Below are 15,986 nucleotides of genomic sequence, written 5' to 3' on the forward strand. Positions count from 1 at the left end.
GTTAATATGCTGATAAAACTTAATCCGAAGCAGAAGTAATTAAAATTTCGATTTTTCTTTGTTTTTTGTTTCCATTTTGCGATTAATTATTTATATTTAGGCAATAAAATTTAGGAGGTTTTATGCTTGCTTGGATAATTATTATTGTTGCTATTGCTGTATTTCAGGTAATAAGTGTTTCGTCTTCATTCCCTGAGGTTTATACATATATCTCAACGCTTTTACTTTTTCTGGCTGCCCTTGGGTTTTTGTATCGTGTGAATATGATGAAAAGGACCATTGTGCGTAAACGCAAAGATCATAAGCTTCTCGGTCAGATACTCAGACAAGCCGGTCTCTGTTCTGCAGACAAGATACTCGAAGCGCTAAATTCCCAAAGTTCAGGCGATAGAAGACATCTCGGTGAGATTTTAACTGAAATGGGCGCGATTACTTCTGAGCAATTGGAAAATGCGCTTAAAGTTCAGGCTGAAAAAAGCTAAACCTCGCGCCGGTTTGACCTGAAAGAAAATCTAACATTCATGCTTTTCGGAGCAATAGATCTAATATAACCTGTGCTTAAAAGTTTTAATACCTTTTCACTGGGTGAGCCGGTTACTTGGATTTGGACCACTGAGTTTTCGTCTATAGCGTCTATTTCTTTTCTCAGAAAGAAAGAAATTTTTTCGGGAGATTTTCCTCCATCCAGATTTATAATGACCATTGGTCTCGAAGGCAAACGGACAAAATCGAGTGTTAATTTCGAGTCGGGATGGATAGTTATCTCGTAGAAGCCCTTTTCCTCATCTATCTCAGCGAAGGATGTTCGCTCTATTGAGCCGGAATATAAGACCATCGGGGCGTTTACATCGAATTTGAGAACCTGCTTTCGATGGATATGACCGCTTAAAATCAGATTAACCTTAGGAAGAGCCTTTGGTGGGATGGAATCCGGCCTTCATCGGAATGTAAAATTCTTCGGGCCTACTGTTGTTCCCTCAACAATTTGGTGCATGCATAGAATTTTGTAGTTCGCTTTAGTTTCGAAGAGACCCGTTTGGCGGATAGTGTTTATGAAATTCTCGCGAATATTTTTAGTATAAGGAAATCCTCCGAGTGCTATATGGGATTTACCCTTATGAAAAACGAAGGTCTGCGGGAAATCGAAGATATTTATTCCGGGGTGTTCCGCGATAAGTCTGTATGGTATTGCTCCGCGCTCGTGGTTGCCGGGGACGAGGTAAACCGGAATCTCGCAGTCTGCGAGATCAAAAAGCGGTTCGAACGCCTTCATTACGAGGTTTGTGGAGATTTTACTGCGGTAAAAAAGATCTCCGCCATGCACAATGAAATCGAGCCCACGATTTTTGGCATATTTGAGGATGGAAATGTAATTCGCAAAAAAATCGGCATCACGGCGTCGCCGTTCGATTCGCGGTCTCGATACGGAATCAAAGCCGATATGAGAATCTGCAAAAAAAGCGAATTTTACAATTTGCCTAGGAGGCATATTTTCTCAATATCTTAAATACGAAAGTCGGTATAGCCTAGGGTAATGGTCCTCTGCCATAAATCTGCCCGATTATTATCGATATTCCCACGGCTTCTCCGAGGTGCTCCCGATGACAGGAATTTCTGTTACGCGATGGCCCGCGAGGTCGAAGACTTCCATTTTAATATTAGCGGGCAACCGGCCGGTCGTCCCTAACATGCAATCTCATTTTAGATAGACCACTCGCTTAGTAATCGTGCGCCCCTCCGGTCGTTGAGCGGAGTCGAAACGCGCTCTCACCAGATAAACCCCTGATCCGACGGATTCATCGGGTGTCCATGTGTATTCGCCCGCGCTGTCATTTCGACCCGAAGGGGAGAAATCTCCTTCTATTAGCGTTGAGATTGCTTCGTTGCTTGCGCTTTTCGCAATGACGTATACGCGACGTCCCGCGAGGTCGAAGACCTCCACGCGTAGGGGCAATTCATGAATTGCCCCTACGGGCGCGTCGAGGGAAATTCGCACCGCAGAATTGAACGGGTTCGGATAGGTGGAAAGGTTAAAAGACATTGGAAAGGCATTCTTTTCCTCGATGCCCACGGGGCTGAATTCGAAATCGCCGCAGATGTAATTAAGCCGGTCGAAAACAACATACCCAATCGAATCTGGCGCGCGGAATCGTTCCCATTGGAATCGCGAGGTTGGCGTAAAGATCACCGCTATACTCGAATCGTGGGTGACCAATTCCAGCGGAAGCGGCGTGGTAAAGAGCGTGCACGAGGGCGAAACTTGTGTCTGACGAAGATTAACATCGACAAACCAACCGGTCAAGTCGTGCCCGATGCGCTCATCGTAAAGGAATTTCGGATATCCCTGTCCATAAATCCATTGCTCGAAGAAGTCGTTCCAGTCGAGCGAGGTGAAATCCTCGAGGGCAAATTTGAGCGAGTCCGTGACGACAGTCTCGAACTTGAAGCGGGCGAAATAATATCGCAGGAAGGCAAAGAAGTCGTCGTCGCCGAGTTGCCATCGGAGCATGTGCCACCAGCACGCTCCCTTGTTATAAGGTATAGGCGAGAGGAAGCTCGCTGGGTCGAATATCGGAAAATCGGCATTAGTGCGTGTCCAGTTTTTGTAATAGCTTTCTTCGTTGTTCATGTAGGTTCGCGCGGCAGAAGCGCCGCTTGTGTGCGCCACCCAGAGCACCTCGGAATAGACAGCAATTCCCTCGTTGAGCCAGAAATCCGCCCAGTCTGCAATGCCGATACAATCGCCGAACCACTGGTGTGCAAGCTCGTGCGCGATAATCTCCTCGTAGGTGCGTGTGCCGGTAATCAAAAGGTCACCGATCTGCGGAAGCATTTGGTGCTCCATGCCTCCGCCACCGCCCCAGACATCCATCGGCACCGCGACACAACCGACCCTCGGGAAAGGATAATCCCCGAAAAGCGAGTCCCATAGGGCTATCATCTCGGGGATGCGCCCGAAGTCATATTGGGTTTGGGTAAGGCGCGAGGGATAAGCGTAAGAGCGCACTTCGAGTGTGTCCAGTGTGGTGTCAACGATTTCGGCGTAATTTCCTGCGGCGAAGCTTATGTTGTATGTGCAAACGGGCTGGTCATAGCGGAAGCGCCATTCAGTGAAGCCTGTATAAATCGAAGACGGGACGGTGTCCTGCAGAGCGCCACCGGCGGCGACGATCATTCCTTCTGGTGCAATGATTTTCATTGTGGCGGTCGCTCTGTCGCCCGGGTGATCGACACAGGGGAAAGCGTAGCGCGCGAGTGATGGCCAGAAGAGGGTGTAAATCCAGTATTGCCCACCACCAGGTTCGCGGTAACAACCAGTGCCGTAAGGTGTTACAACGCCGGTAATAGCTATTCTCACCGTGTCATCGATGGGCAGTTCACCGGTCTCGACTGCGAAGACGCTGTCTTCGTAGTGCCCGGAGATAGTAAGCCAGAGCTCGGAGTCATTATCGTAAAGGAAAACCGGTGGGCAGTAGGGAAAATCCATGCCCTCCAGGTCGAAATAATAGACAGTATCGCGGTCGGAAAGATTGATAAACTCTATCTCTGTGCTCCAGCGGAAAGTGCTGTCGCCCTCCATGAGAACGAACTCTATGCTGTAATCAAGAACATCGATCTGATGGAGATTATACGCTGTCGATGGTTCTGGCGTGTCGGTGATCGCGAAAAAATCGAGCGGCGCAGCTAAAAGAGAGACGGTTAATAGAAGAAAAACAGCTATTCTCATTCTGAACTCCATAATTTGGTTTTATTTTTGAATATTATATTTATATTGACTTTAGTCAAGAGAAATAGACCCTTTCAACGACTGGAGAAGCGATGTTTAGAAGTGTAATTTTATTAAGCGTGATCCTTGTTATTGGTGCTATCGCTCAGGTTCCTATGCTTACCGGAGGGGATTACCTCGGAGAGACGCCGATTTACGATATTCCCAGCGATATGACCTTCGAGGACTACCGCGATGCCAACCGTCGTATCTCGGTAGGGCTTATGCTGATGTCCGTTCCGGTGCCGGGAATGCTGCATTTTTACGCCGACGATGATCGTGAGGGCTGGTTCTGTGTGGGCGCGGCGGGATTGGGTCTCACGAGTATAGCTATCGGTGCCATGCTTCACGGCGACGAGCAGTGGCCGGAAAGCGACTTCGACGTCATTACCATCGACGGCAATCGCTACGAGAAGATCCCTAAGTTACTCAACGAAGATAAAATCGAGTATAAACTCAACCGCATCGAACAAACAAAAGAGATGGAAACCGGTGGCGCGATACTTATCAGCCTCGGCGCAGTATTGGTTGTCGGGCAGGTCATATACGATTGGATCGATGGCATTTCGACCATCGAATACAAGCGCGATGCAGTGCGCTACAAATACGGCATCGGCGGATACGGCGCATCGCTAGAGCCTCATTTTGATAATGGAGTTGGCCTTACGATGACGCTAGAATGAGGTTATTATCTCTCATAAAGGCGTTTCTGCTTATATCACTGAGTGTGTTGCCGTTCGACAGATCGGTTTTCGCCGAGTTGGGCGGGTTCGAGTGCGCGCGCGTCGGCTTATCGGCGGTTGCTGAAGACAGGGCTTCCGGCTTCAGTTGCTTAGAGATCCGTCAAAGGTTCTCAATCGGGGGGACTTGCATGCTTCGCGAATACGACGACGGCTTCGGCTGGTATTATTCCGGCGTGGCTTATGCTACTGCTGGAAGATTGGACCTAGTCGGTGGCGCTTTAGGGCTTGATATACTAGCGGGTCTTCATTACAGCAGACTCGAAGGTGGTTATCTTTTCTCCGATTTTGTTATCGGAGCGCAATTCGACTCGGATTGCACTTTTTGGCTCGAAAGAGACTATATCGGTTTGAGTGGTGCGTTGGGTGTAGGTAATGGCTTCACTGTTGCGTGGGCCGAAATAGAAACAAAACCGCTGGAAAAACTGTCTTTCGGTGCCGGAATACACTATGATGGTGAATTGTATAACTGGAGCGAACCCCTGCCTTTTCAAGATACTTCATCCTGGCCGGACAGGTGGAATGGTGGAGTGAATTATTATCTCTTTGTCGGTTATAAAATCGAAATGTGATTTTTGTTGAATTAAATGCCTATTAATCAACGCGCATAGTCGGGTCGAGTGGTTCGCTTGGCCTATCTTGTTCAGGGGGCATAATATTGATGAACTCATCGATATTCCATCGGCGCTTGATATATTTTTTTGCTACAGCTATAAACATCATCCTTGTTGGTGGAAGTAAAAGAAGAATCCCGCAGAAATCGGTGATTACCCCTGGAGTTAAAAGGAAAGCTCCGCCAACAATTATCGCTATTCCCTCGATGATAGTATTCCCTGGAAATCGCCCCTGAGAAATCTCTTTTTTAAATTTAGAGATAGTCTCCAACCCTTGCCATTTGAGCAAAAGGCTACCGGTTATTCCCGTAATTAGGACAATGCCTATAGTTGGCCAAACCCCGATATAGCGGCCTATTTCAATTAGCAGGGCTAATTCCGCAATCGGCACCAAGGTAAATGCTAATAGCAACTTTAAAAACATAGTTTAATATTAAGTGCCAAAAACTAGAATCCTAGTATTATATTTAGAACACCGGAAAGGTTCGACGCCTCGAGTTTATCAATAGCTTTATTTTAGTTTCTTTAAATTTTTTGCTCTCGAAATCGAGCCATCGCCGAATCTAGTATTTATCTCGTCTAGCGCCTGCTCGAGTTTCTCGATCTTCGCCTTTTTTTCGCGGTCGAAGAGGCCAAGTTGCTCGCCTTCGCAATCAATAATTCCGCTTATTCTAATACCGATAAGGCGAATTGACCCTTCGAGTTCGGGGGTTGCAAGGCGCAGGGCCTCAGAGTATATTTCCTCGGAGTTCCTAATTACATAAGGTAATGTGTTGCCTCGATTAACCGTGGTGAAATCCGAGTGGCGCACCTTGACCGTAATCGTTCTGCCATTTATTCCAGCTTTGCGCATACGGACAGCCAGCCTGTCCGCAAGAGATCTAAGCGTAGCTACCTTTGGTTCCAACCTAACAACATCTTCTCTATAGGTTCTCTCTATGGAAATGCCACGGCGTTTATGATCTCCTGAAAAATCGCGATCGTCAATACCCAAGGCTAATTGCCTTAAATGTGCCGCAAAATTCCCGAAGCGCTTGATGAGCGCGCTTTCATCTACCTCTATCAAGTCTTTAATTGTATTGATACCAGCCGAGACCATTTGCTTTTCAGTCGCAGGACCGATACCCCACATTCTTTTAATAGGTAATGGATCGAGGAACTCGCGTATAGACTCGGGTTTTATAATTATGAAACCATCGGGTTTGCTAACACCGCAGGCCAGCTTGGCGAGGAATTTATTCGGTGCGATTCCAACCGATGCGATTACACCCGTCTTGGCCAATATCCGTTTTTTAACTTCTTTGCCCACGGATTCCAAGGGGCCATGTAGCCTCTCAGTTCCAGTCAAATCGACGAATGCCTCGTCGATAGAAATCGGTTCGACCGAAGGGCTGAAGTCACCTAGTATTTTGAAGACTGCACTGGAGATCTCTTTATATCGATGGAATCGCGGTTGAAGGAATATACCGTTTGGGCAAGCACGGAAAGCTTGTGTTATTGGCATCGCCGAATGAATGCCATATTCACGAGCTTCATAACTCGCGGTGCTCACAACTCCTCGCCCTTGCGCCGGATCGGCGCCGACTATAACCGGTTTTCCTCTGAATTCAGAGTGATCTAGTTGCTCCACAGACGCGTAAAACGCATCCATGTCAACATGCATTACTACTCGGTGCAAAACTTGAATATTCTTTCGGGAAGCCATTTTCGGTTTTTTGAGGTTGCCTCTATCAGCTTGCAATCGGAGCGTTGCTTTATGCTATCAGCAAAAGGATTATTACTTTGCATTATAGCTGCTACAACCGTATGATCAGTATCGAGGGCGAGAAGCAGCGCATCACGGAATCTATCCGATCTTAATTCCATCTTGCCTATTTCGTCCACAATGAGTATTTTGTTTTCGATAGTTTTGAGCGCTGGGATAGCAATTCTTTCGAATGAGTCTAGATCGACGCCATAGCGCCCGATGTGGAATTTGCTCGGGAGACCTGCTCTTGCTAGAATTCCGGTGTGACCGTCGAAAGTTTGTATATCGAAGCCGATGCGAGTATTCTCTTCACGAACTTCGATGGTTAGAAAACCTATAGCGCTGTCGCCGAGAAGAGCGGCCAGTTCTTCGAGGATGGTGGTTTTGCCCACGCCTGGAGAACCTGTTATTAAATAGTTCATGTTATAAATATGGTTTATTAATTTCGTGTTGTCAAGACCTTTAAAAATACTATTGTTGTTAGTTCTTCCGTGGTGTTTATTCGCATGGAGTTACGGAGATGTTGTCTTCAATGAATTAATGTGGATGGGCACGACGTTATCTCCCTATGATGAGTTTTTAGAGCTTCGCAACATGACCTCATCTGTAATAGACTTTTCACATACTCCATGGTGTATCTACCGCCAGGATGAGCTTATGCTTATAATTGACGACGGAATCCTGCCAGCGAACGGTCTTTTTATTATATGCCGACGCAATGGAGGTGAAAGTAGAATAACTGCGGCCAGGGATTTCGTTTCCAACGCAATGGTTCTTACTAACAGCAACACGCATTATTCGCTTTATGCAGGCATGGGAAGCACTTCTCCGCTTATGGATGTTGCCGATGACGGCGATGGCCCACCAATGTCCGGACGGTTCATTATGGCAGATAACATCCGTTGGGCGATGGAACGAAATGACATTCCCGGCGAGGGCGACGATCCTACTAGCTGGCATCCGGCGTGTCTCTCAATAGGTTTCATCGCAGGGGCTCGCGAGCGTGGAACCCCCGGTGCACCGAATTATAAAAATTTACCACCTCCAGAACCTTCGCTTTCAATATCGCCCGATTTCCTAGCCGACGATTCTACAATTTGCGCCTTGGCTATCGGTGTCGATGACCTGGATTCCATTCCCGGGAAGTTAAATACCATATTCGATTGGTTCGAAGAGGGTGCACCTCTTATCACAGAAATAGATTCCATATACCCTTTTGTTTCCTCAATTCCAGAGAGCCTAACAAAACCGGGATTCACTTATTCTGTAAGTGTCTATATTTTCGACGGCACAGACTCTACAGGACCGATAGAAATTGATTCGATACAGGTTCACTTTGAAAAAGGCGATCTTATTATTAGCGAACTCGCCTGGGCGGGAAGCATGACCTCGCCCGAGGACGAATGGATGGAGATTTTTAACAATTCCAGTAAACCGGTCGATTTTTTGCAGACCCCGATTATGGTTGCAACCGGCTCGCCAGCATTGCCGGAATCGGTGTTCACATTCGATAATGGCGTTCTTGCGCCTTCGGACTATTGGTTGATTGCTAATTTTTCAAATACAAACCCGCACTCTGTCCTCGATGTCCTGCCCGACATGGTGGACGAGCGAATTGAATTCGACGATGATAGCCTTTATGTAGCATTGATTGATTTCCCCGAAAGCGAAGGTTACTCTATAGACGAAGCAGGCAATGGTATTGAGCCGTTTGCTGGAGCAAGTCAATCATCGGATTCGCTGAAATACTCGATGGCGCGTAGTGATTTCGATCTCGATGGCAATCTACCTTCGAGCTGGCATACCTCGGAGGTTTCGATAGGTTTTAAAGCGAACCGTCTCGAGCGAGGTTCACCGGGAAGCCCAAATCTTCGTAATTTTCCGCCGGTGCTGGAATGGCTTGGGATTGGCGGTTATGCAATAGATGGCATCGAGCCACACTTCGGAACAATGGATACGCTATTTGTATGGCGGGTTCGTTATACCGATCTTGACGATTCTCCGCCCGAGTGGGTCGATATGCTTTTAGACATCGATTGCGATGGCGATTTCGACTTGCCGCATGAACGGACGCGCATGTATCGCAATGACCTTACTGACACCATCTATTCAGATGGTGCAATTTACAAGGCCTGGCAGCTAGGTCTTCCACCGGCACCGTCGTGTTGTGGTTATACATTTAGAGCAAGTGATGGCTTGGTTTTGTGCGCATTGGGGATGCCGATGCTTTCAGGGCCTGAGGTTTCACCGACCATGCGAATTTATATATTAGGCCCAATATGGCGCCCCGATCCAGCGTTTGCTGGAGAAGTCATATCCACGAGTTCTGGGCAGATGCCTTTTATATTCAATACCGGGGATACGCCATTCGAGATCGGCCTTAAGATAGTCGATGAGGATATATACTCTCACAGCTCTGATACATTCAGCTTTTCCGCTGGCGGATGGGCTTTTACCAGCGAAATTGATTCTGCCGGTATCAACGAATACCGCTTATCCGCAGTATTTATTCATTCTATCGAGGCGCCGGACACGTCGGCATTCAACGAGGATTCCGAGGATTTACTAACAGACTCTATCAAATGGTTCGATAGCGATACTCTCGGTTGTCCCGCGTGCTCTCTCGATACCATTTTCCAGCCCGGCGCAAGATGGAGACTTGCATTTCGCCTCGACCTTCCGCCCGAGGCTTATGGGTTTTACGCATACTGGGAACATCGAATTGCGATAAGGGTATTCCTTCGCGAACCATTACCATGACAAAAAGCCGTCTATACTATTACACTGAAGGCTAGCACCGTAGTATTGTCATAAACACATATGGAGTTGATTATATCGTGTAAGCCCAAAAGAAGGCTACTGTGGCTTAGTATCATCTTCAGTTGGTTAGGCAATAATAAGATTACTTCGATTATTATTTAGATCATGTGGCACACATAACAACAAATGATAAATTCGCTGTAAAAGCATATATTTCAGGTGGTTACAAGAAATCAGAACGAATAAACACGCAAGCCTCCAATGCTATATTATCTCCATTAATAAAAAAACCACTGGATAACCTGAGCCAATAAAGGAAATAAACGCAATAACGCGTCTCAAATATGCTGAAACATATATGTAATCCGCCTTCGCGTTAAACAGGGTAAGCGCTATGTTATTCTTGTTTTATATATAGATTTGAGGGGGGTTAAGTCTCCCCCCCTCATATGTGGACTATCCCGGGTTACATACCATACATCTCGATTATTTCTTTTTTGCCTTTTCCGAGAATGTTGTATTTCTTGCCTACTTCAGTGAAAGCGGCGAGCGCCTTTTCGAGGTGATGTCGTTCGTGTCCTGCCGATATCTGCGTGCGAATTCTAGCCTTGCTCTGTGGAACAACCGGAAAGAAGAACCCGATAGCGTAGATTCCCATTTGATATAGATCGTTGGAAATATCCTGGCTGAGTTTCGCGTTGTAAAGCATAATCGGGACGATAGGCGTTTCGCCATTGACGAGATCGAATCCGGCTTCTTCGAGGCCTTTGCGCCAAAACCCAGTATTCGCTTCGAGTTTGTCTCTTCGCTCTGTCGAGGACATAACGAGGTCCATAACTTCATTTGCAGCGGTGACAATTACCGGCGGAAGTGCGTTCGAGAAAAGATATGGCCTCGCTTTTTGTCTGCACATCTCGACGATTTCCTTCCTTCCGGAAACGCAACCACCGGAAGCGCCGCCCAAAGCTTTGCCGAGCGTAGTAGTGATAATATCGATACGTCCGAGGACGCCTTTAAGCTCGTGGGTTCCCTTGCCGTGTTTTCCGAGGAATCCGGTAGAATGGGAATCATCGACGAAGACCATTGCGTCGTATTTTTCGGCGAGGTCGCAAATTTCGTCCAATTTCGCAGTGTCGCCGTCCATGGAAAAAACGCCGTCGGTGACGATGCATCGGAAGCGTTTGTCCTGATATGTCTGAAGCTTCTTTTCGAGGTGGCTCATATTCGAGTGCTTGAAACTCTCGTTAAGCGCACTGCAAAGCCTCATCCCATCGATAATCGAGGCATGAACGAGCCTATCGGCGATGAGAACATCCTCATCGGTAAAAATGGACTCGAAAATACCGGCGTTCGCGTCCATACAACTCGCAAAGAGAATCGTATCCTCGGTTTCGAGGAATTTTGTAATCTTCCCTTCGAGTTCGCGATGGATATCCTGGGTACCGCAAATAAATCGAACGGAACTCATTCCATAGCCGCGCGAATCAAGCCCCTCGTGAGCGGCCTTCACAACATCGGGATGATTTGCGAGACCGAGATAGTTGTTGGCGCACATATTGATTACATTTTGTTTTGGCGCCCCCGCTGGGTATTCGACGACTATGTCGGCATCCTGCGGACTACAAATAAAGCGTTCTTCTTTAAAAAGACCATTTTCTTTAATCTGATTTAAAACGCCTTTGTAATAATCACCCGTCTTTTGAGAATAAGCCATGACTCCCCTTTTTTAAAGAATTTATTTTACTTTTTGTTAATTTTTTTATGAAAAACCCCGAGAATATGCAACCTCAGAGACGGCACTATTTGCTTCAGGGGTTTAAATAAGATGTTTCCCCTTGGAGAAGGGATATATGTTATGCTATCTCGAACGAAATCGTAAAATGCGAGTAGCTTCGACAGGCTCTCGCCCGAATATTCCCTTATATGGACATCCCATGCTGATGGAGGATAGACGCGATTTGGGTCTTTACCAAAAAGCATCTCGATTCTCTTCCTGAGCATCGCGACGTTTGGAACTGTAACGATCAACCTTCCATCTGGTTTCAAAACCCGATATATCTCTGCTAAAATAATATTGTGGTGCGCTAAATGTTCGAAAATTTCTGTGGCTAACACGCAATCGAAAACCTCATCGTCAAAAGGGAGCGTTTCCGTTTCAAGATCGATCTTGAAACCTTCGAAACCATTTTTTCTACATTCATCGAGATTGCTTTTCGACATATCTGTAGCAACGAACCTCTCGACTTTGGGCAACCTCTCAGCGATCAAGCTCAACAACTCACCCTGGCGCGAACCGAGATCGAGTACGGACTCGACGGGAAACCGTTTCATAGCGGAAAGAATCGCTTCGGTCCGCCGAAAGAGATTGGTGGCTATATTGTAATCCATCCTGCTTTTCCAAATACTATAATCTATACTAATCCGAAAACTCTTTCGAGCTTGATTGTGAAAAGTATTCCGGTATCCGGTTTTTCGAGGTCGCCGACAACTTCGGTTATCGAATCCACAGCCCTATCGAGAACCTCTTCCGAGCGAATAACCGCAAACAAGGTTTTATTGGTGTAATTTCCTTTGCGGAGCTTCTCTTTAATAAGATTCCCCACCGGCGACGTTCGACCATACTGAACGAGCAATCTTCCCATACCGACGGAATTAAGCACTGTCGTCCCTTTAACACCGGTTTTGTAGAGTTTTTCGAGAATTTCAGGAAGAAGAGAGTTTTGTTCGAGCACGAAGATCATTAGATACATTTTATCTCCATTTATTCAAATTTAATAAATAAAAAATATTCAATTCCACCTGAAAATCAATAACCCTTTTCAGAAATCGGGCTTCCTTTCTTTAAAAAATACTGTAGTTTGTTTGATTAAAACCCAGTGTATCTAGCCTTTGATCTCTCGCACAATCCGTGCAATTCTTTTTACTGTGTCAAACGCCTCCGGAGATGCCTTATCGTCGGAAATAGTTATCTTGTATTTCCTCTCCAAGAACGTTTTCAGGCTGACCATCGAAAAGCTATCGACTATGCCAGCAGAGATAAGCGGCGAGTCAACACCGATTTCTTCTTCGTCTTCCTCCTCGATATATTCATCGATAACATATTCGAGAATAGCTTTTTCCATTTCATCCATTTTTTTCTCCATTCTATTTATCGTCAACATTTATTTAATCGTCTTCGAGGGTCGAGGTATCCCCGACCTCTTCACCCCATTCTTTGGCCTTTAGCAATCGACGCATTATCTTGCCGCTACGGGTTTTAGGAAGTTTGTCCATGAACTCGATTTCCTGTGGCATGGCAAGTGGCGAAAGCCTTTTGCGGATAAAATTCATTATCGAAAGTTCGAGATCATCTGAAGGAGCGTAACCGGGTTTCAGCGCAACGAAAGTTTTCACAACTTCCATATTTACCGGATCGGGTTTGCCGATTGCGGCGGCCTCCGCAACGGCCTCATGTTCGAGAAGCGCGGACTCTATCTCGAAAGGCCCCACGAGGTGTCCGCCGGTGTTGATAACATCGTCATCGCGGCCGACAAACCAGAAATAACCGTCCTTGTCGATGCTCGATCGATCACCGGTGATATACCATCCGTTGATAAATTTTTTATTGTAAACCTCTGGATTTTTCCAATATTCGCGCATCATCGATGGCCAACCAGGTTTAAGGGCAATAAGCCCGACTTTATTCGGCTCTTTAATGACCTCGTAGGTTTTCAGGTCCAGGACAACGGCGGTGATTCCCGGAAAGGCTTTTCCCATTGAACCGGGACGGATCTCCATGCCGGGGAAATTGGTAATGACCATAGCGCCGGTTTCGGTTTGCCAATATGTATCGAGGAATGGCCTACCAAATGCCTCTTGACCCCACAGAACGCCCTCGGGATTAAGCGGTTCGCCCACGCTACACATATGCCTGAGCTTAGGATATTTGAACTGCTTAACAAGTTCAGTCCCCTCTTTCATGAGCAATCGAATAGCTGTTGGAGCTGAATACCAAACAGAAACATTATAGTCTTGCAATATTCGATACCATTTTGCCGCCCCAAAACCACCATCATAAACAACCTGAGTAACACCGAGGCTCCACGGGCCGATGATTCCGTAACTCGTGCCGGTCACCCAACCGGGATCGGCAGTACACCAGTAAATATCGTCGTCGCGAAGGTCGAGAACCCATTTCGTAGTGATGTGTTGACAGATGATGCTCGAATGAACATGAAGCGCCCCCTTGGGTTGGCCGGTTGTCCCCGATGTATAATGCAGAACCGAGGGCGACTCTGGGCCGGTCTTACACAGATCTATCTTATCTACTTTATTTGTCTCTTTCAAGATGAAGAACATTTCTCGTTCTTCAAGTTTAGGGGTTTTGTCATCTACCACAACGATGTGTTTTAGCGCCGGAAGTTGATCCTTAATTCGCCGGACCTTGCGGAAATGTTTTTTTGTTGTCAATATAACCGATGATGAAGCGTTGTCCATCCGCGTGAAAAGAGCCTCTTCGCCAAATGCGGAGAAAAGAGGTTGGGCTATTGCGCCAATCTTCAATATCCCCAGAAAAGAGAAATATAGGTCTGGGATCTTGTCCATAAAAAGGCACACACGATCCCCTTCTTTAACTCCAATCGAACGGAGGAAAGAGGCGTAGGTATTGGAATTAAGGCGAAGTTCGTCGAAAGTATATTTCTCGACTTCGCCTTTAAAGCCTTCCCAGATAAGAGCAATTTTATTGCTTTTCCCCTGTTCGCAGATACGGTCAGAGCAATACCATCCAATATTAACTGAGTCTTCGGTGTAGCCCAGTATTTGTTTAGCATGCTCCCATGAAAAGTCCTTATAGGTTTGTTCATAATCGACAAGATTCGGCATTGTGTCTCCTTATACTTTTTCGTTCTGCCATTAATCTTATTCAATTTAATAATAGAGACATACATACACAAGAATTTTTCTTCTTTAAATTAGATTTTATTGATTTATGTCGTGTATTATAAGCCAGCAGAAATTAACAATAGAGTTGAATATATGGTGTAAAAGTAGCTCATACTATTAATTGGCAATGGAATAGATGTCACCATCACTTAGCTGAGAAAGCAAGCAAAAATCGGTCATTTTATCGAGTTCGTTAGGCGAGAGTAGATAATTTCGATTCGCCTTTCCAAACCAGATAAGTATGGATGGCTCATTTAAAAATCTGTTTTCAGAATTTTTTTCTTCTCGGAGAAGACTTTGCTTTGCATCGATTCCACCTATAATATACAATGCTTCTGGTGAATTAGAGTAGATGTTCAGCTCAGGATTTAATAAAACTATCTTCTGTGTTTCAGCAATTAGTTCGCTGTTTTTCCATGAATTATGAGAATAGCCTAAGCCTTCATTGAAAGCCCTATCGATGTATAGGATTGTGCTATCGATACCGGAGAAATATAAAATCCAGAGAAAAAGCGCTAAAACAACAATATGATTCGAGTATTTCCCCAATCGCGCTTTTTTCAAAATAGACTTGGCTGAAGAGTAAAACAATTTCAGTGTTAAAATAAAAAGCGGTATGAATATCGGGGACATAAGTCTGGTGTTAATTTTATCATAAGCCGTTGTGGTAGAGGATAATATAAGCATGAAAGAATAGAAAATTAGAAATAGAATAAGTGGAGATGATTGCAATATGGCATTTTTAAAGTCCCTAGATTTATCCCGTATGCCGAAACCAATAATACAACCGAGAAAAATGCTTATCAAAAAAAGTGGGGGGGTTGATACCAAAAACGAAGTCGATAAATGCCATGAAAGAAAGGTGTTTATGAAATATTCACAGTTTTGAGTTAGGCTGTAAACCGAAGGCATTCGAGGACCGAATGGAGTTCCAGAAATCGAGTAGTTTCTGATTACCCATATGAACAATGGTAGTGAAGATAGAACCGAAAACATCGCGCATTTCCATATCCTTTTTAACCATGCATCCTTCGAAAACACAAGGATAATAGCGATTCCGCACGGCACCAAAACTATGCCTATATATCGCGTCATCGAGGCCAACGCCGAAAATAAAGCAAGAAGCAACACCGTTTTGTTGTTTCTCTTTAATCTGAACTTATCACACAAATTTAAAAAGAACAAAACGAATACCACAAAAAGCGGCTCACTCCAGGCCATAAAGGATATTTTTATCAGGGGTATAGCAGTGATAAGATAAACAATTCCGAAGATGGAGATGATTCGATTATCTCCGACGCTTCGATATAACATCATTCCGCCAAGAATTATAATGATTGCGAACAAAAGGGCGTTGAGCAACGAAGTTACATATAATGGGTCAACCCTAAAGGGGCAAGAGAAAATGGCAAGCAGAATCGGATAAATAGGTGGTT

16 protein-coding genes are annotated in these 15,986 nt (G+C 45.5%); 4 read left to right on the forward strand and 12 right to left on the reverse strand.

Features of this window, described 5'->3' with window-relative positions; translation table 11 throughout:
- The first annotated feature begins 122 nt into the window (after positions 1–122).
- Positions 123–482, forward strand: a complete 360-nt coding sequence (locus tag KAH81_00280) for a hypothetical protein (GenBank protein ID MCK5832086.1) — start codon at positions 123–125, stop codon at positions 480–482.
- On the opposite strand, the gene KAH81_00285 is transcribed toward KAH81_00280, so the two are convergent.
- From KAH81_00285 to KAH81_00295, 3 genes are all read right to left on the reverse strand, one after another.
- Positions 479–835, reverse strand: coding sequence for a hypothetical protein (locus tag KAH81_00285; GenBank protein ID MCK5832087.1), 357 nt, complete (start codon positions 833–835; stop codon positions 479–481). The two genes, KAH81_00280 and KAH81_00285, sit on opposite strands and share 4 nt — an antisense overlap.
- A 102-nt stretch (positions 836–937) precedes the next feature.
- Positions 938–1,489: a metallophosphoesterase gene (locus KAH81_00290; protein ID MCK5832088.1), complete on the reverse strand. Its 552-nt coding sequence runs from the start codon at positions 1,487–1,489 to the stop codon at positions 938–940.
- A gap of 207 nt (positions 1,490–1,696) precedes the next feature.
- Positions 1,697–3,727: a hypothetical protein gene (locus KAH81_00295; GenBank protein MCK5832089.1), complete on the reverse strand. Its 2,031-nt coding sequence runs from the start codon at positions 3,725–3,727 to the stop codon at positions 1,697–1,699.
- 92 nt (positions 3,728–3,819) lie between these two features.
- Between KAH81_00295 and KAH81_00300 the strand changes: the two genes are divergently transcribed.
- Both KAH81_00300 and KAH81_00305 read left to right on the forward strand, forming a co-directional pair.
- Positions 3,820–4,449: a hypothetical protein gene (locus KAH81_00300; GenBank protein ID MCK5832090.1), complete on the forward strand. Its 630-nt coding sequence runs from the start codon at positions 3,820–3,822 to the stop codon at positions 4,447–4,449.
- Positions 4,446–5,078 carry a hypothetical protein gene (locus KAH81_00305; protein ID MCK5832091.1) on the forward strand — a complete coding sequence of 211 codons (633 nt, stop codon included), beginning with the start codon at positions 4,446–4,448 and terminating at the stop codon, positions 5,076–5,078. The genes KAH81_00300 and KAH81_00305 overlap by 4 nt, the downstream gene beginning before the upstream one ends.
- 22 nt (positions 5,079–5,100) lie before the next feature.
- On the opposite strand, the gene KAH81_00310 is transcribed toward KAH81_00305, so the two are convergent.
- From KAH81_00310 to KAH81_00320, 3 genes are all read right to left on the reverse strand, one after another.
- Positions 5,101–5,544: an FxsA family protein gene (locus KAH81_00310; protein ID MCK5832092.1), complete on the reverse strand. Its 444-nt coding sequence runs from the start codon at positions 5,542–5,544 to the stop codon at positions 5,101–5,103.
- 87 nt (positions 5,545–5,631) lie between these two features.
- Entirely contained in the window at positions 5,632–6,825 is a 1,194-nt protein-coding gene (dinB, locus tag KAH81_00315; protein ID MCK5832093.1) for a DNA polymerase IV, read from the reverse strand.
- A complete protein-coding gene (locus KAH81_00320; protein ID MCK5832094.1) occupies positions 6,786–7,289 on the reverse strand; it encodes an NTPase in 504 nt (167 codons plus the stop codon). The genes dinB and KAH81_00320 overlap by 40 nt, the downstream gene beginning before the upstream one ends.
- Positions 7,290–7,344: 55 nt before the next feature.
- On the opposite strand from KAH81_00320, the gene KAH81_00325 reads away from it, so the two are divergent.
- Positions 7,345–9,627: a hypothetical protein gene (locus KAH81_00325; GenBank protein ID MCK5832095.1), complete on the forward strand. Its 2,283-nt coding sequence runs from the start codon at positions 7,345–7,347 to the stop codon at positions 9,625–9,627.
- Between the two features lie 466 nt (positions 9,628–10,093).
- Here the strand turns inward: KAH81_00325 and KAH81_00330 are convergent, their stop codons facing one another.
- The 6 genes from KAH81_00330 to KAH81_00355 all read right to left on the reverse strand — a co-directional run.
- Positions 10,094–11,341 carry a glycine C-acetyltransferase gene (locus KAH81_00330; GenBank protein MCK5832096.1) on the reverse strand — a complete coding sequence of 416 codons (1,248 nt, stop codon included), beginning with the start codon at positions 11,339–11,341 and terminating at the stop codon, positions 10,094–10,096.
- Positions 11,342–11,367: 26 nt separating this feature from the next.
- Positions 11,368–11,958 carry a class I SAM-dependent methyltransferase gene (locus tag KAH81_00335; protein ID MCK5832097.1) on the reverse strand — a complete coding sequence of 197 codons (591 nt, stop codon included), beginning with the start codon at positions 11,956–11,958 and terminating at the stop codon, positions 11,368–11,370.
- Between the two features lie 80 nt (positions 11,959–12,038).
- Positions 12,039–12,377 (reverse strand): hypothetical protein, encoded by a 339-nt coding sequence (locus KAH81_00340; GenBank protein MCK5832098.1) that lies wholly within the window; start codon positions 12,375–12,377, stop codon positions 12,039–12,041.
- A 132-nt stretch (positions 12,378–12,509) separates the two neighbouring features.
- Positions 12,510–12,770: a hypothetical protein gene (locus tag KAH81_00345; GenBank protein ID MCK5832099.1), complete on the reverse strand. Its 261-nt coding sequence runs from the start codon at positions 12,768–12,770 to the stop codon at positions 12,510–12,512.
- A 22-nt stretch (positions 12,771–12,792) separates the two neighbouring features.
- Positions 12,793–14,490, reverse strand: a complete 1,698-nt coding sequence (acsA, locus tag KAH81_00350) for an acetate--CoA ligase (protein MCK5832100.1) — start codon at positions 14,488–14,490, stop codon at positions 12,793–12,795.
- 177 nt (positions 14,491–14,667) lie between these two features.
- Positions 14,668–15,986 (reverse strand): hypothetical protein (locus KAH81_00355; GenBank protein ID MCK5832101.1); only part of this gene is annotated, 1,319 nt, incomplete at its 5' end.

It is taken from the genome of bacterium (genome assembly GCA_023145965.1).
Taxonomy (GTDB): domain Bacteria; phylum UBP14; class UBA6098; order UBA6098; family UBA6098; genus UBA6098.